The 23,689-nt window shown below is 73.0% G+C and carries 21 protein-coding genes; 3 read left to right on the plus strand and 18 right to left on the minus strand.

Features of this window, described 5'->3' with window-relative positions:
* Nucleotides 1–112 precede the first annotated feature (112 nt).
* Both ACIP4P_RS01605 and ACIP4P_RS01610 read left to right on the plus strand, forming a co-directional pair.
* A complete protein-coding gene (locus ACIP4P_RS01605; RefSeq protein ID WP_400913609.1) occupies nt 113–622 on the plus strand; it encodes a hypothetical protein in 510 nt (169 codons plus the stop codon).
* Nucleotides 623–794: 172 nt separating this feature from the next.
* Complete coding sequence (locus ACIP4P_RS01610) at nt 795–1,415, plus strand: phosphatase PAP2 family protein (protein WP_400913612.1); 621 nt, start codon at nt 795–797, stop codon at nt 1,413–1,415.
* A gap of 81 nt (nt 1,416–1,496) precedes the next feature.
* On the opposite strand, the gene ACIP4P_RS01615 is transcribed toward ACIP4P_RS01610, so the two are convergent.
* Nucleotides 1,497–2,243, minus strand: a complete 747-nt coding sequence (locus tag ACIP4P_RS01615) for an NUDIX hydrolase (RefSeq protein ID WP_400913614.1) — start codon at nt 2,241–2,243, stop codon at nt 1,497–1,499.
* A gap of 159 nt (nt 2,244–2,402) precedes the next feature.
* Nucleotides 2,403–2,840, minus strand: coding sequence for an ATP-binding protein (locus ACIP4P_RS01620; protein ID WP_400913616.1), 438 nt, complete (start codon nt 2,838–2,840; stop codon nt 2,403–2,405).
* Between the two features lie 241 nt (nt 2,841–3,081).
* Here ACIP4P_RS01620 and ACIP4P_RS01625 point away from each other — a divergent pair, with 241 nt between their 5' ends.
* The gene (locus ACIP4P_RS01625) at nt 3,082–4,380 is read left to right on the plus strand and encodes a helix-turn-helix domain-containing protein (protein ID WP_400913617.1); all 1,299 of its coding nucleotides are present in this window, start codon (nt 3,082–3,084) and stop codon (nt 4,378–4,380) included.
* Here ACIP4P_RS01625 and ACIP4P_RS01630 read toward each other — a convergent pair.
* The 16 genes from ACIP4P_RS01630 to ACIP4P_RS01705 all read right to left on the minus strand — a co-directional run bounded on the left by ACIP4P_RS01630 (nt 4,348) and on the right by ACIP4P_RS01705 (nt 23,686).
* Complete coding sequence (locus ACIP4P_RS01630; RefSeq protein WP_400913618.1) at nt 4,348–4,965, minus strand: HAD family hydrolase; 618 nt, start codon at nt 4,963–4,965, stop codon at nt 4,348–4,350. The two genes, ACIP4P_RS01625 and ACIP4P_RS01630, sit on opposite strands and share 33 nt — an antisense overlap.
* 157 nt (nt 4,966–5,122) lie before the next feature.
* Nucleotides 5,123–6,448, minus strand: coding sequence for a glutamate-1-semialdehyde 2,1-aminomutase (locus ACIP4P_RS01635; protein ID WP_400913620.1), 1,326 nt, complete (start codon nt 6,446–6,448; stop codon nt 5,123–5,125).
* Nucleotides 6,449–6,453: 5 nt separating this feature from the next.
* Nucleotides 6,454–7,002 (minus strand): dTDP-4-dehydrorhamnose 3,5-epimerase family protein, encoded by a 549-nt coding sequence (locus tag ACIP4P_RS01640; RefSeq protein WP_400913621.1) that lies wholly within the window; start codon nt 7,000–7,002, stop codon nt 6,454–6,456.
* The gene (locus tag ACIP4P_RS01645) at nt 6,999–8,195 is read right to left on the minus strand and encodes a polysaccharide pyruvyl transferase family protein (protein ID WP_400913623.1); all 1,197 of its coding nucleotides are present in this window, start codon (nt 8,193–8,195) and stop codon (nt 6,999–7,001) included. Before ACIP4P_RS01645 ends, ACIP4P_RS01640 begins: the two co-directional genes overlap by 4 nt.
* Nucleotides 8,192–9,139, minus strand: coding sequence for a glycosyltransferase family 2 protein (locus ACIP4P_RS01650; RefSeq protein ID WP_350516473.1), 948 nt, complete (start codon nt 9,137–9,139; stop codon nt 8,192–8,194). The genes ACIP4P_RS01645 and ACIP4P_RS01650 overlap by 4 nt, the downstream gene beginning before the upstream one ends.
* Nucleotides 9,136–10,458: a hypothetical protein gene (locus tag ACIP4P_RS01655; protein ID WP_400913625.1), complete on the minus strand. Its 1,323-nt coding sequence runs from the start codon at nt 10,456–10,458 to the stop codon at nt 9,136–9,138. The genes ACIP4P_RS01650 and ACIP4P_RS01655 overlap by 4 nt, the downstream gene beginning before the upstream one ends.
* 5 nt (nt 10,459–10,463) lie before the next feature.
* Nucleotides 10,464–11,717 (minus strand): DUF4910 domain-containing protein, encoded by a 1,254-nt coding sequence (locus ACIP4P_RS01660; protein WP_400914412.1) that lies wholly within the window; start codon nt 11,715–11,717, stop codon nt 10,464–10,466.
* A 77-nt stretch (nt 11,718–11,794) separates the two neighbouring features.
* Complete coding sequence (locus tag ACIP4P_RS01665; RefSeq protein WP_400913627.1) at nt 11,795–12,820, minus strand: NAD-dependent epimerase/dehydratase family protein; 1,026 nt, start codon at nt 12,818–12,820, stop codon at nt 11,795–11,797.
* Nucleotides 12,821–12,823: 3 nt separating this feature from the next.
* Nucleotides 12,824–13,471 (minus strand): PIG-L family deacetylase, encoded by a 648-nt coding sequence (locus ACIP4P_RS01670; protein ID WP_350516476.1) that lies wholly within the window; start codon nt 13,469–13,471, stop codon nt 12,824–12,826.
* Nucleotides 13,468–14,265, minus strand: a complete 798-nt coding sequence (locus tag ACIP4P_RS01675; protein ID WP_400913630.1) for a glucose-1-phosphate cytidylyltransferase — start codon at nt 14,263–14,265, stop codon at nt 13,468–13,470. The genes ACIP4P_RS01670 and ACIP4P_RS01675 overlap by 4 nt, the downstream gene beginning before the upstream one ends.
* A complete protein-coding gene (locus tag ACIP4P_RS01680) occupies nt 14,262–15,497 on the minus strand; it encodes a methyltransferase domain-containing protein (protein WP_400913632.1) in 1,236 nt (411 codons plus the stop codon). Before ACIP4P_RS01680 ends, ACIP4P_RS01675 begins: the two co-directional genes overlap by 4 nt.
* The gene (locus ACIP4P_RS01685) at nt 15,498–16,769 is read right to left on the minus strand and encodes a glycosyltransferase (RefSeq protein ID WP_400913634.1); all 1,272 of its coding nucleotides are present in this window, start codon (nt 16,767–16,769) and stop codon (nt 15,498–15,500) included.
* Between the two features lie 2 nt (nt 16,770–16,771).
* Nucleotides 16,772–18,022, minus strand: a complete 1,251-nt coding sequence (locus tag ACIP4P_RS01690; RefSeq protein ID WP_400913637.1) for an O-antigen ligase domain-containing protein — start codon at nt 18,020–18,022, stop codon at nt 16,772–16,774.
* Nucleotides 18,015–19,541 (minus strand): right-handed parallel beta-helix repeat-containing protein, encoded by a 1,527-nt coding sequence (locus ACIP4P_RS01695; RefSeq protein WP_400913639.1) that lies wholly within the window; start codon nt 19,539–19,541, stop codon nt 18,015–18,017. The genes ACIP4P_RS01690 and ACIP4P_RS01695 overlap by 8 nt, the downstream gene beginning before the upstream one ends.
* Nucleotides 19,542–19,550: 9 nt before the next feature.
* Nucleotides 19,551–21,497 carry an alginate lyase family protein gene (locus ACIP4P_RS01700; protein WP_400913641.1) on the minus strand — a complete coding sequence of 649 codons (1,947 nt, stop codon included), beginning with the start codon at nt 21,495–21,497 and terminating at the stop codon, nt 19,551–19,553.
* On the minus strand, nt 21,494–23,686 hold the full coding sequence (locus ACIP4P_RS01705) for a bi-domain-containing oxidoreductase (protein WP_400913643.1): 2,193 nt from the start codon (nt 23,684–23,686) through the stop codon (nt 21,494–21,496). The genes ACIP4P_RS01700 and ACIP4P_RS01705 overlap by 4 nt, the downstream gene beginning before the upstream one ends.
* Nucleotides 23,687–23,689 lie beyond the last annotated feature (3 nt).

Consider the following 23,689-nt stretch of genomic DNA (forward strand, 5'->3'; position numbering starts at 1 on the left):
CCTGGGCGAACGCGCAGGGGCGTCCCGCGTTGATAGTTTGTCTACCAGTGCGATTTAGCGTCCCTTCCCGAAGCGGCCCGAATCCCGGGCCGTCGCCGAAGGGAGAACACGCGTGCTCCGCAAGACCCGCGCTCTGCTGGCCGGTTCGGCCGTCGCCCTGGCACTCACCCTCACCTCCACCAGCTTCACCGCCCAAGCCGCCGGGGACCAGAGCGGCATCGACGCCTGTGCCCACGAGGCGCAGTGGGCCGGCTTCGCGAAGGACAAGTCCGGCGAGGGCCGCAACGACGACGCGATCTACGCCGTCGCGATCGCCATGGCCGAGTCCGGCTGCAACCGCCTGGCCGTCCACACCAACCAGCCCAACGACCCCGACCCGGGCACCAAGGACCTCGGCGCCTGGCAGATCAACGAGCACTGGTACCCCGAGGTCCACGGCCACGACGCCGGGGTGGTCACCCCCGAGAACTGGCAGGACATGGGCTGGTCGGCCCGCAAGGCCTTCGCCATCGACAACGACGGCACCGGCCGCGGCTGGGCCTCCTGGGCGGCCTGGCACCTGGGCACCTACCAGCAGTACCTGGGCCAGGCCCGCGACGCGGTCTACCGCAACTGGCAGTGACGTCACACCGCGGGTGACCTCCCCGGACACCCGCTCCGCCGCCCCCGGTGCGCTGTCCGGCACCGGGGGCGGCGGCACGCGGCTAGGCTGCCGGGAGTTGCGCGGCAGGCGGAGGGGGCTCACTGTGAACGGTCCGGTCAGGCTTTCCGGTGGGCGATCGAGCGGCCGACCGGTGTCCGCGCCGCTGCGCGGCTGGTTCGGCGTGGTGGCCGCCCTCGCCGCACTGGTGGTCCTCGGGCTCGCCGTCCGCTACGCCGGCGCGAGCGAGCCCGGCCGGCTGGACGACCGGATCGGCACGGCGCTGTACGGCGTGGGGTCGCCGTGGCACGAGGTCGCGCGGACCCTGGACGCCCTGGGGGAGCCCGCCGGCTCGGGGGCGCTGATGACGGGCATCGTGGTGGCCTGCCTGGCGGCCCGGCGCGTCCGCGCGGCGGTGTTCGCCGTCGCCGGGGTCGGCCTGGCCGTGGGGGCGGCGACGCTGCTCAAGCACCTGGTGGGACGCACCATCCACGGCGACAACCTGTCCTACCCGAGCGGGCACACCGCCTTCGCCACCGCGCTCGCCCTCGTGGTGGCACTGCTGGCGACCCGGGGCCGAGGCCGCGAAGGCCTCGGCCCGGTACTCGGCGCGGCACTCCTCGCCGGTGCGGCCATGGGCTGGGCCCAGATCGCACTGGGCGCCCACTACCCGACCGATGTCCTCGGCGGCTGGTGCACCGCACTGGCCGTGGTCCCGGCCACCGCCTGGCTGGTCGACCGCTCCTTCGACACCGTCCGGCGCAAACGAATCTGACGAACTATCAGGTGGCGCATCACCGGCCGTCTACCCACCCACGGAGTGGGTTCCCCGGCGCCAAGCGTCCCATCACGGCTGTCACTCATCGGCCCTCCCCGTGTAGCGGTGGAGCAGAGCGTCGAGGTAGTCCGCGCGAGGGCCCTCCAACTCGGTGGCCGGATCACCGTCCACGACGGTGATCCGGTCCAACTCGGGTGTGCGGCCGGCGGTCTTCTCCGCCTGGACCAGTTCCTCGTATCGCTCGCGCACGGTCCGTTGCGGCAGCGGCGGTGCCTCGAAATGCACGCCGATGTTGCCGTTCTCGCCTCGGGTGATCGCCCACAGCGTCAGGTCCTTCGGCGCCGCGTGCACGCCGACCTCCTCGGCCAGCTCCCGGCACGCCTGACTGCGCAGTTCGGCCTCGTCCAGGACACCGGTGCCGGCGGGCGGTTCCACGTTCCCGCCGGGCAACTGCCAGCGTCCGGGCGCCGCAGTCGAAGCGGACATCCGGCCCACGACCAGACCGCCCGTGTCGGTCGGCTGCGCGACGGTCACGAACACCGACGACACCCGGGGCGCCCCCGGCACGCGGCGCAGCACGAAGCGCCGGTATGTCACCGGGGCCCAGGACAGGACGAGGGCGTCGCCGTCGTACCCGGTGGCGGTGCACACCACCGCCGGGCCGTCGAACAGGTCGGGGTTCGCGTGAACGGCCTTCGTCCACTGCTGGTCCATGGCGGCGCGGTGCTCCGGTGAGAGCGTCGGCGAGGGCGTCTCGACCAAGCGCAGGGTGTCGACTTCGAGGACTTCGAGACGGTTGGAGGGAGCGGGAAGCGAACTGGTCACAGCTGTGGGGTCCTTCCGGGGATGGTGTGCATCTGAACCTTCGTCGTGCTCAACGTGCTCGTCTGGAGGAAGTTGTCGGGTACGGGAGTCAACCGGTCAGGCCGGGGACCGTGCGCGGGAAAGTCAGCAGTTCCAGCGGGGTGAATCGACGGGTTGCTATCAGATGGCGGGAACGAGGGCCGGGGCGACGATGACCCAGACGAACTTCCCGATACCGCCGGCTCGGGGGCAACAGCCCCAGTGCTCGGCGAGTTCGTTGACAAGGAAGAGGCCGCGCCCACGCTCGTCGTCGGCACTGGAATGGCGGAGAGAGGGACGTCCGCTGCCGGCGTCGTGGACCTCAAGGCGCAGGCGGTCGCCGGTGAGGGCGAAACGGATCTCGATGAGACGGTCGGTGGGGGCGTCGGAGTGCTGGACGGCGTTGGCGAACAGCTCTCCGAGGAGGAGTTCCGCAACATCGCGGTAGCGATCACCCGCGGGGAGACCGGCGAGGTAGGCCCGGAGGAGGTGCCGGGCGAGGGGCGTCGACTCCGTGCGGGAGTTCAGGCGCACGGCGAACGAGCGGGGGAGGCGGGCCGCAGAGCAGGTTTTGAGCATGGTGAAGTACCTCAGGACGGCATCTCGGTGGGGTGCTCGGGCGCCACTGCCACTGCCCTGCACTGACGTGAACTCAGGCAGGCGTGGACGGGCCTGGTGCACGCCGGGGTCGACGCTCCAGATCCGGGCGACCAGACGGCAACGACTGCGATCTGTACGGAACCGATCACACACCGCCAGCGTCGTGGAGACAATGCTGTGGCGCGATCCAAAAGCGATCCCATCTGCGAGGAGCGCCTTGATGCCCGATCAACTGCGCGACGATATGAGGCAAGCCCGTCGCGCTTCCGGCATGAAATGGGCCGAGTTCGCTCGTGCGAGCGGGTTCGGCGTGGCGTACCTGCGTAACGTGGAGAACGGCAACCGCCGAGTGACCGAGCCGGTGGCTGCCGCCTACGACAGGCTCCTCGATACGGGCGGGGGCTTCACCGCCGCGCTTGCGGATACCGCAGTTGTGGACGTTCCTTGGAACCAGGCCGGGGCGACCCTGGCGGTTCTCACGAGCCTGATGGAAGGAAGACGAGTGGATCGCCGAGGGTTCCTCGCTGCCGGCGTTGCCCTGACAGCGTCAATGAACAACTGGGCCACAGCCATCGGGCGCACTCTCCTCGAACCGCGGGTCACGTCGGTGGACGGTTCGTCCCTGATGGCAGGTTTGGAGGGTCGGCTCAATCTTCTGCGCCGTGTGGATGACGAGCTCGGCAGCGGAGAGGTCTTCACGGCCGCGCGCAGCGATCTCGCTCTGGCAGTGGCAGCGATCAAGTCCGGGCGCTTCAAGGGCGATCACCTGTCGCGCTTGTATGCGATCACCACCGAGGCGACCCGCCAGGTCGGCTGGGCGGCCTTCGATCAGGGCCGCGTCGGCCTCGCCCAGTCCTACTTCGACGCCTCCTTGCGGGCCTCCGCCCAGTGCGGCGATGTGATCGCCGGCGCCTACACGCTGTCCTTCGCCGCGATTCAGTGCTACTCCTCCCCAGGCCTGGCGGGCCGGGCGGTGTCGTTCGTGGACACGGCTCGGACCCAGGTGCGTGGCCGTAGCACCCCGCGGATGGAGGCGATGCTCGCCGCCCGCGCTGCCCGTGCGTGGTCGAAGGGCGGAGCAAAGGAGGAGACCAAGCACCAGCTTCACCTGGCACGAGCTGCTCTGGACAAGGGACGGCATGAGGACGATCCCGGTTTCCTCTACTGGGTGGACTACGGCGAGATCGAGATGATCGCCGGCTCCTCCGCGCTGGAACTGGGGGACCCTGCGGAGGCGTTGCGGCGGTTCGAGGCCGGCATGCAGGCGTACCCCGGTGACGAGCAGTACCCCCGCAGCCACGCCATCTACCTCGCCCGCGCCGCCGAGGCGCACCTCGCACTGCACGACCTTGACGCGGCCGTCGCAACGGGTCGGCACGCGGCGGTCTGCCTCGGAGCGGTCGACTCCGCGCGTTCCGCATCCCAACTGCGCGGCCTGCGCGAGAAACTGGCTCCGCACACCGCCCACGCGGGGGTCCGCGATTTCCTAGAGGCCGGGAAGCCTCAGAAGTTCGCGTAGCCGCCGGACGACCACGTCCTCGTCAAGCCCCAGCACAGGGGTGAAGCCGAGCCGGTGGGCGGCGGCGAGGTTCTCCTCGCTGTCGTCCACGAACAGGCTCTCCTCGGCAGTGACGCCTAGGCGCTCCAGCACGACCCTGAATGCCTCGGGTTCGGGTTTGCGGACACCGAGTTCCGTCGACAGCACCACCGCATCGAAGGTGTGGTGCAGGTCGAAACCTGCGTACGGGTCGTAGGGCTGCCGCCCGAGGCTGTTGGACAGCACCGCCGTCCGCACGCCCGCTGCACGGATCTGCCGCGCGACCTGGAGAACCTGGTACGCCGGGAACGCATCGTGCAGGTACCTGGCCAGCAGGTTGTCCGGCTTCACGCCCATCAGAGCCGCGAACCCGGTGTTCCAGTCCTCCTGGCTGATCCGGCCGAGTTCGAGACTCCGGAACAGGTCCTGACCCCGGGGGTCGGACCAGGCACGCAGGAACGTCCCCGGGGCGATCCGCTCCCGGTTCTCGAACCACGTGATGACCTCGACCATGTTCGAGGTCAGGACGCCGAAGAAGTCGAAGACCACCGCACGAAACGAAGTCACTGAAGCTCGCTCCATCCGCACAGCGTACGGCCACTCGTGGCCGGTTGCGCCGAGGTTCAGTCAGGTCCGGCGACGCCGAGCGCGCACTACCCGATCGACGCGCTGGGCGGCTGGCGTGCCGTGTTGGCGGTCGATCGGGTAGTGGGGAACAGATGGTTCAGGCGTAGCGCCGGAACACAGGTTTCACGGGCCGGCCGCCCAGCCAGGGGGTGGGGTCGCCGGCGTCGAGGGCCTTGCGGTAGACGGTGCAGGCGGCGGCCACCGCGTCGACGGTGTGGGCGATGTCGGCCTCCGTCAGTGCGCTGCTGACCACGAAGGAGGGGGCCAGCACCCCGCCCGCCAGCAGCTGGCGGAGGAACAGGGTGCGGTACTCCTGGGAGGGTTGTCCGGTGGCGTCGAGGGTGGCGAAGACCAGGTTGCTGGCCCGGCCCCGGACCAGCACGTGCTTGTCGGTGCCCATCCCGGCGGAGGCCTCGCGGACCCCGGCGGCCAACTGCTCCCCGAGGGCGTGCAGGCGGGCGGTGATGCCCTCCTCGACGTAGGTGGTCTGCACGGCCATGGCGGCGGCCAGTGCGTGGGTCTCCGCGCCGTGGGTGGTGGAGAGCAGGAAGACCCGGTCCTCGGAGTGCCGCAGCCCGCCGAGTTCCATCAGGTCGCGGCGTCCGGCCAGGGCGGAGACGGCGAAGCCGTTGCCCAGTGCCTTGCCGAAGGTGGAGAGGTCGGGGACGACGCCGTAGAGGCCCTGGGCGCCGGCCTCGGACCAGCGTAGGCCGGTGATCATCTCGTCGAAGACCAGCAGGCAGCCGTGCCGGTCGGCCAGTTCGCGCAGCCCGGCCAGGTAGCCGGGCGGCGGCTCGGTGTGCCCGGCGGGTTCGAGGATCAGGCAGGCGATCTCGTCCCGGTGCCGGGTGAGCAGTTCCTCGGTGGCGGAGAGGTCCCCGTACGGGAACGCCACGGTGAGGTCGGTGATCGCCGCCGGGATGCCCGCGTCCATCGGGGTGGTGCCGATGAACCAGTCGTCGACGGAGAAGAACGGGTGGTCCGCGCAGACGGCCACCAGGGTGCGCCCGGTGGCGGCGCGGGCGAGGCGGACGGCGGCGGTGGTGACGTCGGAGCCGTTCTTGGCGAACTTCACCATCTCGGCGGTGGGCACGGTGGCCAGGAAGCGTTCGGCGGCCTCCAGTTCGAGGACGGACGGCCGGACGAAGTTGCTGCCCCGGTCGAGTTCGTGGCGCACCGCCTCGACCACGCGCGGGTGGGCGTGGCCGAGGCTGACCGAGCGCAGCCCGGAGCCGTACTCGACGTAGCGGTTGCCGTCGACGTCCCACACGTGGGCGCCGCGGCCGTGGCTGATGACCGGGGCGAGGCCCTCGGGGTACTGGTCGTCGCCCTTGGCGTAGGTGTGGGCGCCGCCGGGGATCAGGGCGTGCAGCCGCTCGTTGGCTGCCCGGGACTTGGGGAGCCGGAAGTCGTCAACGGCCATGGGGATCAGTTCTCCTCGGAGCGCAGGGCCTCGGCGAGGCTCGGCGCCTCCCGGTCCCGCTTGGACATCGACACGGCCGGCAGCGGCCAGGGGATGGCGAGTTCGGGGTCGTCGTGGGCGATCGTCACGTCCTCGGCCGGGTCGTGCGGTCGGTCGATCCGGTACGAGACGTCGGCGTCGGTGAGCGCCTGGAAGCCGTGGGCGCAGCCCGCCGGGATGTAGACGCTGGTCTGGGTCTCGCCGGAGAGTTCGAAGGTGGCCACGTTGCGGTAGGTCGGCGAGTCGGGGCGCAGGTCGACGACGACGTCGAAGACCTCGCCGTGCGAGCAGCGCACGATCTTGGCCTCCCCGGCGCCGGAGCGCAGGTGCATTCCGCGCAGCACGCCCCGCAGCGAGCGGGAGACGCTGTGCTGGACGAAGGCGTCCGGGTCGATGCCCACGGACCGGAGCACCTCGGCGTCGAAGGTGCGGCAGAAGAAGCCGCGTTCGTCGGCGTACGGCGTCGGGTCGAAGCGGAACGCGCCGGCGATCGCCGGCACTTCGGTCACCTTCAAGGGGATTCCTTCGGGAAGAGGGCCGTGGTCAGGGCGGTGAACTGGTGCTCAAGGCGTCGGCGGGCGGCCAGGTTCCGTTCGGTCAGGGTCTGCCGCAGCTCCGCCGCCCGCTTCTCCAACTCCCGGAACTGCTCGATCAGTCGGTCGGCGTCGACCTCGCGGGCCGGGTGGCGGAATTCGCCCAGCCCCATCAGCTCCATCAGGGCGTCGCTCTTGGCCGCGTAGCTGAGGGCGAGGGTCGGGGTGCCGGACTTCAGCGCGCAGACCAGGTTGTGGTACCTGGTCGCCACCACGGCGTCGGCGGCGGCGGTCTCCGCCATCAGCTCGGCCAGCGAGGACGCGTCGGAGGCGGTGACCAGCGGGGAGTCGACGGCCTCGATGATCGCCCCGACCACGGCGAAGTCGGCGCCGTCGCCGGTGAGAAGCCGCACCGGCCGGCCGTCCTCGACCAGCGCGCGGACGAACCGGGTGGTGCCGTCGACGTAGCGCCGGTGGATCTCCTCGGCCCGGTCCCGGTCGTCGTTGCCGCCGTGGAAGTCCATGACGCCCACGCAGACCCGCCCGGGCGCGGGCTCCTCGACGACCGGCGTCGGCAGCGAGAAGGCGAGGTCCGGGTAGACCTCGTCCCGCGTGGTGTCCACGCCCATCTCCCGCATCGCCGCGCGGGACAGCTCGTCCCGGTACGAGCGGTACGCGGCCAGCCGGGCCGACCGGCGCACCAGGGCCCGGACCGCCCGGTCGGCGATCGGGGCGGCGCCGACGCCGGCCAGCGCCACCCTGGTGCCGAACAGCCGCCCGGAGGCGCAGAGCAGGAACAGCGCGTACGGGAAGCCCCACGGCCGCAGCGGCAGGGTGGCCTCCAGGACGCCCATGCCGGGCACGATCACCACGTCGTGCCGGCGCACCCAGGCGGCGGTGCGCACGACGTCGACGAGTTTGCCCACCGCCTTGCCCGCGATCGAGCCCGCCCGGGAGGCCGTGCGGTACTCGCCGCGGTACCAGTGCAGCCGGGTCGCCGGGATCCGGTACCGGGCCCGCACCGCCTCGGGCCCGCCGCACAGCGCGTCCACGACCGCCGCCGGGTGCTCGGTCCGCAGGTAGCCGAGCACGGCCTCCAGCGACCCGTCGTTGCCGAGGTTGCCGGAGCCGAGCAGGCCGAACACCCCGACGCGCAGCGGGCGTCGGGCGGTCACGACCGCCTCCCTTCGCGCCCGGCCACCAGGTCGTCCACGGAGACGGCGAGCTCGGGCGGCACGACCGGTGCGCGGTCCTCGACCCGCTCGCCGGCGCCGGAGCGGCGGCGGCTGGTCAGCCAGGAGCGCAGGGCGCGGTAGCACTCGCGGCGGTCCTGCGGGGACAGCGGCGCCCGCTGGATCGCCTCGACGAAGCCCCAGACGTACTCGACGAGCAGCCGCGGCGTCGGGTGCAGCAGCCCGGCCCGGCGCGGGTCCAGGTTGACGCAGCGCGAGCGCTTGGAGGGGTTGGCCCGCTCGGCCCGGGTGGGGTGGTCGCGGCGGAAGTAGAGCAGCTCGGGCACCTGGTGGAACGGCCCGTGCAGGGTGATCTCGGCGACGAAGGTGCGGTCGGCGTGGTGGTAGCTGTCGTGCGGCTTGACGCGGCGCAGCACGTCGGCCCGCATCACCCCGTAGAAGTCGTCCCCGCCGGGCTCGAACAGCAGGCTGCGGAAGCGGACGGGGGCGGACGGCGAGTCGGTGGCCAGCCCGTACTCGTACGGCACCTTGACCTTGCCGGTCTCGTCGATGACGGCCTGGTCGGAGTGGGCGAGGATGACGTCGGGCCGTTCGTCCAGCGCCTCGACGCAGCGCAGCAGCAGGTCCCGGGCGTACAGGTCGTCGTGCGAGGCCCACTTGAACAGCTCGCCGCGGCACTGGGTGAACACGTAGTTGTGGTTGGGCGCCGCGCCGACGTTCACGGGCAGCCGGAGGTAGCGGATCCGGGAGTCCTTCGCGGCGTAGTCGCGGCAGATCTCCTCGGTGGTGTCGGTCGAGGCGTTGTCGGAGATGACCAGCTCGAAGTCCGCGTAGGTCTGGCCGAGCAGGGCGTCGAGGGACTCGGCGAGGTACTCCTCGCCGTTGTAGACGGGCAGCCCGATGCTCAACCGGGGAACGGCGGTCATTGCGTCCTCACATGGGAGTTGCCTTCACGTGCTTCGGAAGAGGTGCCGCGGTGGTGCTCGCGCAGGGCGGCCCGCAGTTGCAGCCACCACACGGCCGAGCCGCAGGCGGTCGCGGTGGCGACGCCCCAGGCCGAGCCGACGGTGCCGGCCGCGGCCGCCCCGCCGAGCCCGCCGGCCAGGTAGCAGGCGGAGGCGAACAGTTGGCAGCGCAGGCTGCGCCGGGCGGCGGCGAGCGCGCGCAGCCCGGCGGCGGCGCCGCTGCCGAGGCCGGCGCCGGCGACGCCGAGGGTGGCGGGCACGATGAGCGGGGCGGCGGAGTGCCAGACGTCGCCGAGCACCAGCTCGCCGGCCCGGTCCGGCAGCAGCAGCAGGGTCGCGCCCCACAGCAGGGCGGCGCCGGCCTGGCCGCCGCCCAGCAGGAGGCAGAACCGGCCGAGCCGCCGCGGTTCCTGCCGCAGCACCCGGGCCGCCTCCGCGACGGTGACCAGGGACAGTCCCATCAGCAGGGCCAGGAACGGCCCCTGCAGCAGTTCGGCGCCTCGGACGGCGCCCACCGCGGCGACCCCGACGATGGCGCCGAGCCCGTACGCCCGCAGCTGGCCGGCGCCGCTCAGGCTGACGTTCTCGACCAGGTAGCGGGAGCCGAGGTCGCGCTGCTCGCGCAGCCAGCCGCGGGCCTGGGTGACCCGGGGCCGGATGCCGGACTGGAGGAAGCCGTACCCGGCGGCGGCCGCGGCCGCCGCGCCCCAGGCCAGGACGAAGGCGGCCACGGTGCCGACCCGGGCCGCCACCACCATGGCCGGGATCAGCGCGACGCCCTGCACCAGGTCGTTGGCGAAGGCCTTCTGGCCGGTGCCGGCGGCGAAGAAGGCGAACCGCCGGGAGTCCTGCAGCAGCAGGAACGGCAGGGCGAGGCCGAGCGAGGCGAAGGCGGGCCCGACCTCGCCGCCGATGCCGAGCCCGACCAGCAGGCAGGCCGTCCCGAGGGTGCCGCCGACGGCGAGCGCGGCCCCCGAGGCCCGGCCCGCGGCGGCCCGCCAGACGGCCTCCGGTACCCCGCTGAACCGCACCATCAGCGGGTCGGTGGCCACCCCGCGGGAGACGTTGAGCACCACGCCGTAGGTGAGCCAGGCCAGGCTGAACACGCCGAAGGCGTGCACGCCCAGTTCCCGGGCGACGTAGGCGCCCACCACGAAGTTGATCATGCTGTTGACCGCCTGGTCGGCCAGCCCCCAGGACAGCCGCCCGAGCACACCCCGCTTGGCACTCCGCCCGGCCTGCGCGGGCGGGGCCGCCGTCCGCACCCCCTCGGTGGCCATCGGCGTCACTCCTTGATCAGTCCGGCGCCCCGGAGGGCGTCGGCCGCGACGGCGACGGTGTCGAAGGGCAGTGCGGCGCGCTCGGCGACGTCCAGCAGGCTGTGCTCCCCGTCGGACAGGCTGAGCACCCAGAGCATCGCCAGCTGCGCCTGCTTGGCGTCGCTGCGGCCGCCGAGCGAGTCGTACAGCCCGCGCCGGCCCAACTGCGGTTCGCCGTACGGGCTGAGGTTGCGGTAGCGGCGGTTGCGGTCGAGCACGGCGAAGGCCTCGCGGCAGACCGCCAGGGTGTCCGCCAGCGCCTCCGGGGTGACGAAGTCCGGGTTGTCCCCCGAGGTGTGGTACTCGGGGTACCCGGCGTACGGGGTGCGGCTGAGCGAGCCGACGCCGAGGTCGAAGCCGGGCGAGCAGTACTGCCGCTCGTCGTAGCCGTACGGGGTGAACTCGCGGATCTCGTGCGGCCGTTCGGAGCCGGCGAGGACGTGCCGGAGCACCCGGTCGATCTCCGCGTCGCCGCGCCGGCTCTGCTTGTACGTGAGCCGGCCCCGGTCGCCGGCGCAGGCCAGCACCAGGCCGTGCTGGACCTGTTCGATCCGCTCGGCGTTGCGGGCCAGCCAGGTGATCGCCCCGATGGTGCCGGGGGCGAAGACGAACCGGTAGGTGTACCGGTTGTCGCGCTTCGCCAGCTCCTTGGCCAGGAAGACCGCCACCGCCACGCCCGCCATGTTGTCGTTGGCGAGCGCGGGGTGGCAGACGTGGGTGGAGACGATGACCTCGTCGGCGACCCGGCCGGGCACCACGTGCTCGGCGTAGGTGAGGTGGCCGTCGGCGAGGGTGGAGTCGATCCGCACCTCGTAGTCGCCCTCGGGCAGGGCGTCCAGGGTCTCCTGCGCCAGGCAGAAGCCCCACTGGGGCTGGTAGTAGCTGGTGCGGTACGGCACCAGCGAGGGCTGGTCGGGCAGGGTGTACAGGTGCGGCCGCAGCTCGCTCAGCGGCATGGTCGCCGCCACCGGCACGCTGTAGCCCAGCACGTGCAGGCTGGAGGCGGCGAAGTCAACGACCCGCCGCCCGGAGGCGTCCGCCACGTACGCGTCGCGGATGTTCCACTCCTGCGGCACCGTCCAGTCCAGCACCTGGGTGCCGGTGGGCACCTCGTGGACCTGGAGCGGGAGGTGCTCGCCGACGATGTCGAGGGTCGCGCGCACGCCGTCGCCGGTGATGCTGCGGCAGATCGGGTAGAGCCGCTCCACCAGGGCGTGCATCTGCGCGCCGACCGCAGCCGCGGCCGTCTCCGCCCCGAACCCGTCCCCGACCACGTCGTCCCCGACCTCGGCCGTGCTCATCGGCGCCACCGCAGGGTGTCGTCGACGGTGCCGGCCTCGGACGCCGCGCGGAGCACCGCGAGCCGGGTGAAGCGCCGCTCGAAGTCCTCCCGGGTCAGCCCGAAGTTCCGGTAGGCCTCGGCGAGTTCGAGCGCGCCCCGCTTGACCGTCCACTCGCAGTCGAAGCCCGGCAGCGCGGCCCGGAAGCGGGCGAAGTCCACCCGGTAGGAGCGCGGGTCGGCGCCGTTCTCCCCGGTGATCCGCACCTTCGCGCCGTCCACCGCCTCGGCGACCTGCTCGGCGATCTCGGCGACCGTGACGTTGTTGGCCTCGCTGCCGATGTTGAACGCCCGGTCGTGCACCGCCTCGCGCGGCGCGCTCAGCGCGGCCGTGAAGGCCCGGGCGATGTCGGCGGCGTGCACCAGCGGGCGCCACGGGGTGCCGTCGGAGAGCACCAGCACCTCGCCGGACAGCAGCGCGTGGCCGACCAGGTTGTTCAGCACGATGTCGGCGCGCAGCCGGGGCGAGTAGCCGAAGGCGGTGGCGTTGCGCATGTACACCGGGCTGAAGTCGCCGTCGGCCAGCTCGTGCAGGTCGTCCTCCACCCGCACCTTGGACTCCGCGTACGGCGTCACCGGGCGCAGCGGCGCGTCCTCGGTGACCAGGTCGTCGCCGCCGGCGGCGCCGTAGACGGAGCAGGTGGAGGCGTACAGGAAGCGCCGCACCCCGGCCTCGCGGGCCAGCCGGGCCAGCCGCACCGAGGCGTGGTGGTTGATGTCGTAGGTGAGGTCCGGTGCCAGCGAGCCCAGCGGGTCGTTGGAGAGCGCGGCCAGGTGGATCACGGCGTCCACCCCGGCCACGTGCTCGGCCGTCACGTCGCGCAGGTCCACCCGGTGGCCGGGCGGGTCGGCGGGCGCCGGGCCGAGCAGGCAGTCGGCGAACAGGCCGGCGTCCAGGCCGACGACTTCGTGCCCGGCGGCGGCGAGGACCGGGGCCATCACGGTGCCCAGGTAGCCCTGGTGTCCGGTCAGCAGTACGCGCATGGGTCAGCCCTCCAGATCAAGAGTCAGTTTGGTGACGGCGAACGCCTCGGCGTAGCGGGTGTGGCATTCGATGCCGCGGATCCGCGCCAGTCCGAGGAAGGCCTCCCGGTCGTACCAGGGCCGGTGCCGCTGGGAGGGGTAGTGCTCCAGCAGCAGCCGGACCTTCTCCTCGGCGACCTCGGGGTCGAGCGGCTGGTAGGCGGTCGGGCGGCCGAGGTCGCCGTCCCACTTGACGATCTCGTAGCCGAGCACCAGGTGGTCGCGGAAGGCGGTGGTCATCAGCGTCGCCAGGCCGCGGTGGTCCTGGTGGGCGTCCTCGGTGCGCGGGGCGAGCACCAGGTCCGGTTCGGTCCGGGCGCGCAGCTCCTCGACCGCGGCCTTGGCCTCGTCCCAGTGCGCGGGCAGCCGGCCGTCCGGCAGCTTGAGGACGGTCAGCCGCAGGTCGGCGCCCGGGCAGAAGGCGGCCAGCGCGGCCTGCTCCTCCTGCTCGCGCTCACCGCCGCCGCCGGAGAGCACCAGCGCGTCCACCCGCAGCCCGGGACGCGCCAGGCACATCGTCAGCAGGGTGCCGCCGGCGCCGATGGCGAGGTCGTCGCAGTGCGCGCCGACGGCGACGACCCCGCTCAGGCCTGCGGCTCCGAGGCGGATCACGCGGTCCTCACGCCGGAGCCGTCCTTCTCCCACACGGCCCACGGCCGGTCGCCCCGGGCGTAGGCGGCGTCCAGCGCGGCCCGCTCCTTGACGGTGTCGGTCGGCTTCCAGAAGCCGCGGTGCCGGTGGGCCACCAGCCGGCCCTGCTTGGCCAGTCCGGCGCAGCCGTCGGCGACCAGGTCCCCGTTCTCCGGGATGTGGTCGAAGACCTCCTGGCGGAGCACGAAGTAGCCGCCGTTCTCCCACAGCGGCATGTCGCTCACCGCGGTGATCCCGCCGACCAGGTTGTCCTCGCCCAACTCCACGCAGTGGAAGGAGGACTGCGGCGGCACCACCATCATCGAGGCGCCCGCGTCGCGCCGGGAGAACTTCTCGATCATCTCCGGCAGCGGGGCGTCGGTGAGCACGTCGGCGTAGTTGGCGAGGAACATCTCGTCGCCGTCCAGGTGGTGGCGCACCCGGCGCAGCCGCTCGCCGATCGGCGACTCGATGCCGGTCTGGGCGAAGGTGATCGTCCAGGAGGAGATGTCGGTGGAGAGCAGTTCGGTCCGCCCGCCGCGCAGCACGAAGTCGTTGGACGCCGTCTCCTGGTAGTTGAGGAAGAAGTCCTTGATGTGCCGGGCCCCGTAGCCCAGGCACAGGATGAACTCGGTGTGCCCGTAGTACGCGTAGTAGCGCATCACGTGCCAGATCAGCGGCCGCGGCCCGACCATCGCCATCGGCTTGGGCACGTCGTCGGAGGCCCCGCTGCGCATCCGCAGCCCGTAACCGCCGCAGAACAGGACGACCTTCACCGCTGCACCTCGACAATGCTGAGTTCCGGGATGGGGAAGACCAGACGGCCGCCCCACTCGTGCACGAAGGACAGCTGCTCGGTCAGTTCGGCCCGCAGGTTCCAGGGGAGGACCAGGACGTAGTCCGGCCGGTCGGTCCTGATCTGCTCGGGCGGCAGGATCGGGATGCGGGTGCCCGGGGTGAACCGGCCGTGCTTGTAGGGGTTGCGGTCGACCGTGTAGGGGAGCAGGTCGGGCCGGATGCCGCAGTGGTTGAGCAGGGTGTTGCCCTTGCCGGGGGCGCCGTAGCCGACGACCGTCTCGCCGCGCTCGGCCGCCTCGATCAGGAAGCGCAGCAGGTCCCGGCGGACCTTGGCGACCCGGGCGGAGAACTCGGTGTACCCGGAGGTCTCCTGGAGCCCGGCGGCCTTCTCCCGGTCCAGCACCTCGGCCACCCGCCGGGTCGGCTCGCCGGCCACCGCGTCCGGGCGGGCCCAGAGCCGGATCGAGCCGCCGTGGGTGGGCAGCAGCTCGACGTCGACCAGGGTGAGGCCGCCGCTGGCCAGCGCCCGGGCGGCGGAGGCGACCGTGTAGTACTGGAAGTGCTCGTGGTAGATGGTGTCGTACTGGTTCTCCTCGATCAGGGTGAGCAGGTGCTGCACCTCGATCGAGACCCAGCCGTCGTCGGCGACCAGGGCGCGCAGGCCCCGGGTGAAGCCGACCACGTCGGGGATGTGGGCGTACACGTTGTTGGCCACCACCAGGTCCGCCGGGCCGTGTTCGGCCCGGACGGCCTCGCCGGTGGCCGGGTCCAGGAACTCGGTGAGGGTGGGCACCCCGGCCTCCCGGGCGGCGGCGCCGACGTTCACCGACGGTTCGATGCCCAGGCAGCGGATCCCCCGGTCCACCACGTGCCGCAGCAGGTAGCCGTCGTTGCTCGCCACCTCGACCACGAAGGAGTGCGGACCGAGTTCCAGCCGCCGCGCGGCGCCCTCGACGAAGTCGCGGGCGTGCTCCACCCAGGAGGTCGAGTAGGAGGAGAAGTAGGCGTACTCGGAGAAGGTCTCCTCCGGCGTGATCAGCGGGGGGATCTGCGCCAGCCAGCAGTCCGTGCAGACCCGCAGGTGCAGCGGGTACGCCGGTTCCGGCCGGTCCAGTTGGTCGGCGGCGAGGAAGCTCTCGCACGGCGGGGTCGCCCCCAGGTCGACGACGCTCCCCATCGCCGTCGAGCCGCACAGCCGGCATCGTGTCATCTACTGCTCCCGATTCCCGCCCGCGCGGGTGTCCCGCCGCGGGCCAGCGTGTCCGTTCCCTACCGGCGGCGCGCCGTTCGCGCCGCCGGCCCGCCGCGCGATCGCGCCGCGGTACCCCTCCACCAGGTGCTCCAGCCCGACGTCCGGGCTGAAGCCCTGCTCGTAGCGGAGCCGGGCCGCGCGGCCCAGCTCCCGGTTGAACTCCGGTTCGGCGGTGAGCCGTCGGACGCCCGCGGCCAGCGAGGCCGGGTCGCCCGGCCGGTGCAGCAGCCCGGTCACCCCGTCCTCGACCAGTTCGACGAAGGCGCCGTGACCGGCGGCGACGACCGGCACGCCGGCCGCCATCGCCTCCACCACCACCAGGCCGAAGGCCTCCAGCCAGGTCGACGGCGCCAGTACGGCCACCGACCGGGCGACGGCCTCCCGGCACTGCGCCGGGTCGTACAGGCCGACGTAGCGCACGTCCGCGCGCCCCGCCGCCCAGTCCGCGACCTCCCGCTCCAGCGGCCCGGTGCCGGCCACCACCAGCGGTACGCCCACCCCGCCCTCGGCGGCGAGCGCGTCCCAGGCGGTCATCAGCAGCCGTACGCCCTTGGCCTCCGCGAGCCGGCCGAGGTAGAGCACGTGCTCCCCGGCGCCGGTCCGCCGCACGTCCGGCTCGGGCACGAAGTTGTGCTTCACCGCCAGCCGGTCGGCCGGCAGCCCGGCCCGCGCCAGCACGTCGCGCTGCGCCGCGGAGATGCAGAAGAACCGCTCCACGCCGGACCACCAGCGCCGCCGGTTGACCGCCAGGCTGACCGCCAGCGGCACCGTCGCCAGCCGCGAGTTCCGGTAGCAGCCGTGCCGCACGGCGGGCAGCGGTGAGCCCCCGACGCACTCGGTGCACGGCCGGCCGTCCCGCTGCAGGGTGCCCGGCGGGCAGATCTGGGTGTAGTTGTGCAGCGTGGCGACCACCGGCACCCCGGCGTCGGCGCAGCCGGCCAGTACCGCGGGCGACAGCAGCGGGAACACGTTGTGGACGTGCACCACGTCCGGCCGTTCGCGGCGCAGCCGGGCGGCGAGCTCCGCGCGCACCGCCGGGTTCCACGGCACCAGCAGCGGCACCGCGGCCTTGGCCGGCAGGGACTTGGCGGCGATGGAGTCGCTGCGCCGCTCGAACAGGTCGACCCGGTGGCCGGCCCCGCGCAGCAGCGCGACCTCCTGGTCGACCACCCTGTTCTCCCCGCTGGGCTGCGCCGAGGCGTAGCGGTTGTGCACCACGAGGACGTGCATGGTCAGGTTCCCTCCGGTGTGCGGGCCCGGTGCGCGGTGCGCGGCCGGGGGACGTCGGGCGCCGGGAGGGGAGCCGCCGGGGCGGGCACCACCAGGAGAGAGGCGGCCACGGTCAGGTGCAGCAGGTACGGCGAGGCGTCGCCCAGCCCGGCCTCGGTGTAGGAGGCGATCGCGCAGTAGCTGATCAGGAAGATCGCGCAGGCCCGGGCCAGTGACGGCGGCCGGAGCAGGGCGACGCCGCCGAGCACCAGGAAGACCACCGCGACGATGGCGACCCCGGCCAGGCCCTGTTCGTTGTAGACGGCCAGCCAGCTGTTGTCGATCGGCAGCCCGCCGAAGGACTTGTCGCCCAGGCCCACGCCGAACAGCTGCTCGACGGTGGTCCGGGGGGCGGCCAGCAGGGCGTCCCAGACCTTGGCCCGGCCGGTGAGGTTGGAGAAGTTCTCCTGGCTCTGGCCGCGCAGGAACCAGGCCTGGAGCAGTGAACTGAGGCCCACCGCGGCCACCGTGGCGCAGACCACCGACCAGGTGAAGAACCGGCGGGCGGAGGCGCTGGTCAGCAGCAGCGAGCCGACCGCCAGCACCAGCCCGATGAGCAGGCCGAGGGTGGCCGTCCGGGTGTGGGTCAGCGCGAGCAGGAGGAGCGAGGGCACGATGACCAGCGCCGCGTCCCGCCCGGTGGTCCGGCGGCCCAGCAGGAGCAGCGCGGTCAGCCCGATGATCACCGCGGCGTACTGGCCGATCTGCGGCGGGGTGAGCGGCCACAGCGCGCCGACCAGCCGTCCGCCGTACACGTCGGGGAAGGCCAGGCCGGGGGAGGCGACCAGACCGGCCGCCACGGTGACCAGCACCAGGAAGTACGCCCGGATGTGGTGCCGGACGAACTCCTCCCCGCCGTCCCACCAGCGGCTGAGCAGCCACAGCGTGCCGACGAACAGGGCCAGCCGGAAGCAGCGGAACAGCGCGCCGAACCCGGACTCCAGGTTGGCGCTGGAGATCACGCTGAACACCAGCAGCAGGGTGAGCAGGAACAGGTAGGAGCTGGGCCGCAGGTGCAGCCGCAGGTTGACCAGCAGCGCCAGCACGAAGGCGGAGACCAGCGCGCCCATGGTGGCCATCTGGATCAGCGAGCGCGGCAGCGGCACGACGGTCACCGCCCCGGCGGAGCCCAGGGTGTTGAGGATCAGCAGCCCCCAGATCAGCCCGACGACCTTCGGGGTGGCGGCCGGCCGTGCTTCGTTCACCTCAACCACCGGCCCCGGGCCGCAGGGTGCTGCCCGCGTCCTGCTGGTAGGGCGCGCCCTGCCACTGACCGAAGTCGAGGGTGCGGCTGGGGTCGTGGGCGACGAAGCTCCACGGCCCGACGTAGGTGTTGTCGTGCCAGCGGTTCTGCTGCTTGCCGGTGATCGCGTCGGCCACCGGCTGGCCCTTGTACGGCGACCAGTCCGGGTAGCTGCCGTAGTTGGACAGCACCGCCATCCGTCCGCAGTCCACCGTGCAGCCGACCACCGACGGGTCGAAGGCGAAGCGGTTGTCGTGGATGTCCACCCGCTGGGTCTTCCAGCGGCAGTCGGCGTACAGCGGTGCGCTGGCGATCGTCGGCTGGGCGCAGCGGGAGGTGTCCTTCACCAGCAGGGTGCAGTCGCCGGAGGAGGTGTTGGCCGGGCTGTTGCAGAACCGGTCGGCGTTCTCCCACAGGGTGATCCCGGACCAGTTGTCCTCCAGCTGGTTGTGGTCGATCTCCAGCTTGTCGGTGCGGGCCGGGACCCTCGGCTCGCCGCCGGACTCGGAGATGTAGACGGTCGCGTACGGGAAGGTGTCGCCGCGGTCGGCGGAGCGGCGGCCCTCGACCCAGTCGTTGTGCCGGATGGTGTTGCCGCGGATGACGGCGTTGTAGCTGGTCTCGTAGATCAGCGCGGCACCGTCGTTGGCCTCCAGCAGGTTGTCCTCGATGCGGAAGTCGTTGTCGTTGGTGTCCGCCCACAGTCCGGGGCCGCGGTTGTCGTGCACCCAGTTGCCGCGCACGTCGGCGGTGTTGACGGCCCAGAACTTGACCCCGCCGGTGCAGCCGCAGCCCGGCTGGCGCTGCTCCCAGCCGTCGGTGTCGTTGCCGGTGATCTCGTTGCCCTCGACCACCAGGTTGGTGACCGGGGCCCCGGTCTTGTAGGCGTTCATCCCGTACTGCCCGTTGTCCCGCAGGCAGTTGGCGCGGACCTGCTGGTGGGCGCCGGCCATCAGCCCGGCGCCGGAGTTGCGCTGGATCGTGTTGTGCTCGATCACCCAGCCGTCGGCCGAGTCGTGGTTGACCACGCCCTCGTTCTGCGGGGCGACGAAGCCCTGCACGGTCAGGTAGCGGATGGTGACGCCGGTGGCGGAGCCGGTGAAGGCGTACTGGTTGGTCTTCCCGCCGTCGAGCACCGCGCCGGGCGCGCCGAGGTAGCTGTCGCCCTCCTTGGGGGCGACCTGGGCGTACTGGTCCGCTTCGAGCCGGTGGGTGCCCGGGGCCAGCCAGAACACGGTGTTCGGCGGGCTGTTCCTGGTCTTGACGGTGAGGTCGCCGACCACGGACGGGTCGACCGTGACCGCGCCCGCCGGGGCGGCCGACGGCCCGGCCGCGGGTTGGTCGCAGACCCGGGCCACGGCCACCGGCGCGGGCGGCGGGGTGGTCGGCGCCGGGCGGGCGCCGTCCGAGCCGCCGGAGCAGCCGGTCGCCAGCAGCGCCAGCGCCAGCACCGCCGCCGCCGTCGCCGGGAGCCGCCTTCTGATCCGCACCTCCGCCCCCTAGCCCCGGAACCTGAGCACGGTGGTGAACCCCTGCGCGCCGTCGGCGAAGCCGGTGCCGACCAGCGTGGTGGCGGGCTCCCGGCGGCCGAAGCCCTCCGAGTACCAGCCGAGCGGGGGCTCGTCCTCGCCGCGGTGCGCCCGCCAGGTCAGCTGTCCGGGCAGCTCCAGCACCGCGGAGCACAGCTCGCCGTCCCTGGTCCAGCTGAGCTCGACCCGGTTGCCGGTCAGCTCGGCGGTGACCGCCGGGCCGAGGTGGAAGGCCAGTCGGGCGGCCGCCCGGCGCGGGCCGCGCACCTCGTCGAGTACGCGCAACTCCCGTTCGGCGGAGTGTAGTTCGACCCGGCGGCGGTGCACCGCGGGCCGGTAGCCGTCGTGCTCGGCGCACCAGCGGGACACCTTGGGATCGGAGGTGTCGGCGACCAGGACCCGGCTGCGGGCGTGCCTGGTCCACAGGAACGGCCCGCCGGAGACGGACTGGTCCGCGCCGTCCAGCTCCAGGGTGTTGTGGCCCAGGGTGGAGCGGAAGTACCGCCGCCACTCGGGCTGGCCGTGGTAGCAGTACGTGCCCGGGTCGGCGAGCAGGTCGACGCCGTCCTGCCGGACCTCCAGGGAGAGCGCGTCGGCGTGGCCGTGCGCGGCGATGGACAGGAAGCCGTGCGGGCCGCCGTCGCAGCGGGCCCAGATCCCGGCCGGGCCGCGCAGGACGGTCATCCCCGCGTCGGGGAAGTGCACCGGGCGCTCCTTCGGGCGGCTCACCCCCCGGCCGTACGGGCGCAGCAGCGCGGCCAGCAGCGGGGTGCGCACATCGGTGCCGGTGACCTCCGGCCACCAGGGGAGCCGGCCGAACACGGCCGCGCCGGTGGCCAGCAGCGAGGCCCAGCGGTCGGTGCCCGCGCCGTCCAGGACCAGTCCGTGGCCGTCGTCGGCGTCGCCCTGGCGCGGCGGCCGCAGCCGGTCGTCCACCACGGCCGCGAGCGCGTCGCTCATCCGCAGCAGCACCAGCCGGACGGTCCGGGGGACGGGCACGGCGGCGGCGTCCGCCTCGGCCAGCGCGGCCAGGCCGAGTTCCAGGACCAGCCCGTGGTACTCGGTGGCCAGTTCGCGGTTGAGGCCGGAGGGGAAGGTGTTGCCGCGCAGGTGCCGCTCCAGCGAGCGCAGCGCGCCGGAGCGCCAGCGCGCCGAGGCGGGGAACCAGTCGAAGGCGCAGGCCGCGGCGAACTGCCCGGCCGCCTCGGCGATCACGTGGTTGTTCGCCGAGGAGCCCCGGCTGGGGAAGGCGGCCAGCCAGCGCTGGTGGTGCCAGATCTGCCGCACCGCCACCGGGTTGGACTCGAACAGGGCGGCCGCGCCCGGCCAGCCGTCCAGCAGCCGACGCACCCACACCCAGGACAGCAGCCGGATGCCCAGCTCGATGCCGCTGATCCAGTGCACCCCGCGCAGCGGCGGGTTGGCCTCCCACCAGGACCGCAGCTGCCCGGCGACCCGCTCGGCGTAGCGCTCGTCACCGGTGAGCGCGTAGGCGGCGGCGAGCACGGTCAGGTGCTGGTGCCGGGACGGCTCCCAGATCTGCTTGATGTCGCCGACCGCGTCCTCGTCCCGGTACGGCAGGTCGAAGGCGTAGCCGTCGGGGGCCCGGCGGCCGGTCTTCGGGTCGAGCGACCAGTCCGGGTCGGCCAGGTCCGTGCGGGCCACCCCGAAGTACTCGGCGTGCCCGGCCATCAGCCGGTCCGCGGCGGCGACCAGGCGCTCGGCGGCGTCGGCCGGGACCGCGGCGAGCGCCCCGGCGGGCAGCACGGCGGTGAACCGGGCGCCGGACACCGCCGGGCCGTGCGGCTGCGCCGAGCGCCAGCGCCGCCGGCGCAGCGCGTCGCCCGCCCGGCCGCCGACCTCGCCCGGCCCCATCCGGGACAGCCGTCGCAGGTACCAGCCCGCACTCATGGTCATCGCGGCCCCGCCAGCGTCACCGGCGCGCCGGCGGCCAGGCCGGCCCGCACCGCGAGGGTGGCCGCCGTGGTGGCCGCCAGCGACTCCAGCGGCACCGGCATCGGCCCGCCGGTGCGCACCGCCTTGACGAACGCGGCCAGTTGGGCGGACTGGCCCTTGTCCCGGGCCTTGGGCAGCCGCGAGCTGACCCAGCGCTTGTTCCCGTACACCGAGGCGCGGACGAAGTCGTCCAGCTTGAGCACCTTGCCGTCGGCGACCAGGTCCAGGGTCTCCTTGGGGAAGCCGGGGGCGCCGGTGGTGACGTAGCTGAGGGTGGCGGTGGAGCCGTCGGGGTAGCGCAGCACGATCTGGAGGTCCTCGTTGCCGGAGGGCGCGACCGCGTACACCGAGACCGGGTCGGCGCCGAGCAGCCAGCTCGCGGTGTCGATGAAGTGCCCGCCCTCGCCGGCGAACCGGGAGCCCTCGGTGCCCTGCTGGAGGTACCAGCTGCCGTGCTGCAGCCGGCCGGCGTTGACCAGGTAGCGCAGGCTGGCCGGGCCGGTGCGGGCGCCGAAGCGGGCCCGGGCCTCGCGCAGCAGCGGGGCGAAGCGGCGGTTGAAGCCGACCTGGAGGCGGTCGTTGCCGGACTCCTCCACCACCGCGAGCACCCCGGCGAGCTCCTCCTCGGTGAGGGCCAGCGGCTTCTCCACGAACACCGCCTTGCCGGCCAGCAGAGCCCGCTTGGTCAGTTCGGCGTGCGAGCTGTGCCGGGTGACCACGAACACCGCGTCGACGGAGTCGTCGCCGAGCACGGCGTCCAGGTCGGTGGTGGCCTGCGCGAAGCCGAACTTGCGCTGGGCGTTGGCGGCGGACAGCGCGGTGGTGGTGACGACGGTGGAGAGCGCGACGCCCTCGCGCTGGGCCAGGTGCGGCAGCAGCATCGAGCTGGCGTAGTTCCCGGCGCCGACGAACGCCAGCCGCACCGGGGTCCGGCCCGGCCGGCCCGGCCGGACCGGAACGGTCCGCTCGCCGCGGAGCACGGCGGGCACCGCCACCTTCGGGGCCTCCGTCGTCCCCGCGCCCTCCGGCTCCGGGTACCGGAACAGCACCGCGACGGCCTTCAACTCGCCCTCCTTCAGCCGCCGGTAGGTCTCGACGGCGTCCTCGAACTCGGCGACGTGGGAGACCAACGGCTCCACGTCGACCCGGCCGCGGGCCATCAGGTCGAGGAAGCAGGCCAGGTTGCGGCGCTCGGTCCAGCGCACGTAGCCGATCGGGTAGTCCCGGCCCTCCAGTTCGTACGAGGGGTCGTAGCGCCCGGGGCCGTAGGAGCGGGAGAACCGGACGTCCAACTCCTTCTCGTAGTAGGCGTTCCACGGCAGGTCGAGGCGGCACTTGCCGATGTCGACCACCCGGCCGCGGTCCCGGGCCAGGTGGGCGGCCAGCTCCACCGGCTGGTTGCTCGCGCCGCCGGCGGCCAGGTACACCTGGTCCACGCCGTGGCCGTCGGTGAGCTCGGCGACGGCCGTCTCCACGGCCGCGGAGCCGGGGTCGCCGCAGGCCACCGCGCCCAGCCGCTCGGCCAGTTCGCAGCGTGCCGGGTCGGGGTCGGCGCCGACCACCCGCACCCCCGCCGCCGTCAGCAGCTGCACCACCAGCTGCCCGATCAGCCCGAGGCCGATCACCAACGCCACCTCGCCGAGCTGAGGTTCGCCCTGGCGGACGCCCTGGAGGGCGATCGACCCGACGGTGCCGAAGGCCGCGTGCCGCGGCGCGAGGCCGTCCGGCACCGGGGTGTAGAGGTTCCGCGGCACCCAGTTCAGCTCGGCGTGCAGCGCGTGCTCGTTGCCCGCGCAGGCCACCAGGTCGCCGACCTTCACGTCGTCGATCCCGGCGCCGACCTGCTCGACCACCCCGCACAGCGAGTAGCCCAGCGGGGTGTACGAGTCCAGCTTGCCCATCACCTTGCGGTAGGTGGCGGGCAGCCCGTTGACGGCCACGCTCTGCATCACCTTGGCCACCTGGTCCGGCCGGGAGCGGGCCTTGCCCAGCATCGACATCCCGGCCTCGGAGACCTTCATCAGCTCGGTCCCGGTGGAGATCAGCGAGAAGGCGGTGCGCACCAGCACCCCGCCGGGCTTGCACCCGGGCACCGGCACGTCCAGCACCGACAGCTCGCCGCTCTTGTAGTTCTGCACAACCTGTTTCACCGA

It is taken from the genome of Kitasatospora sp. NPDC089509 (assembly GCF_044749365.1).
GTDB lineage: Bacteria > Actinomycetota > Actinomycetes > Streptomycetales > Streptomycetaceae > Kitasatospora.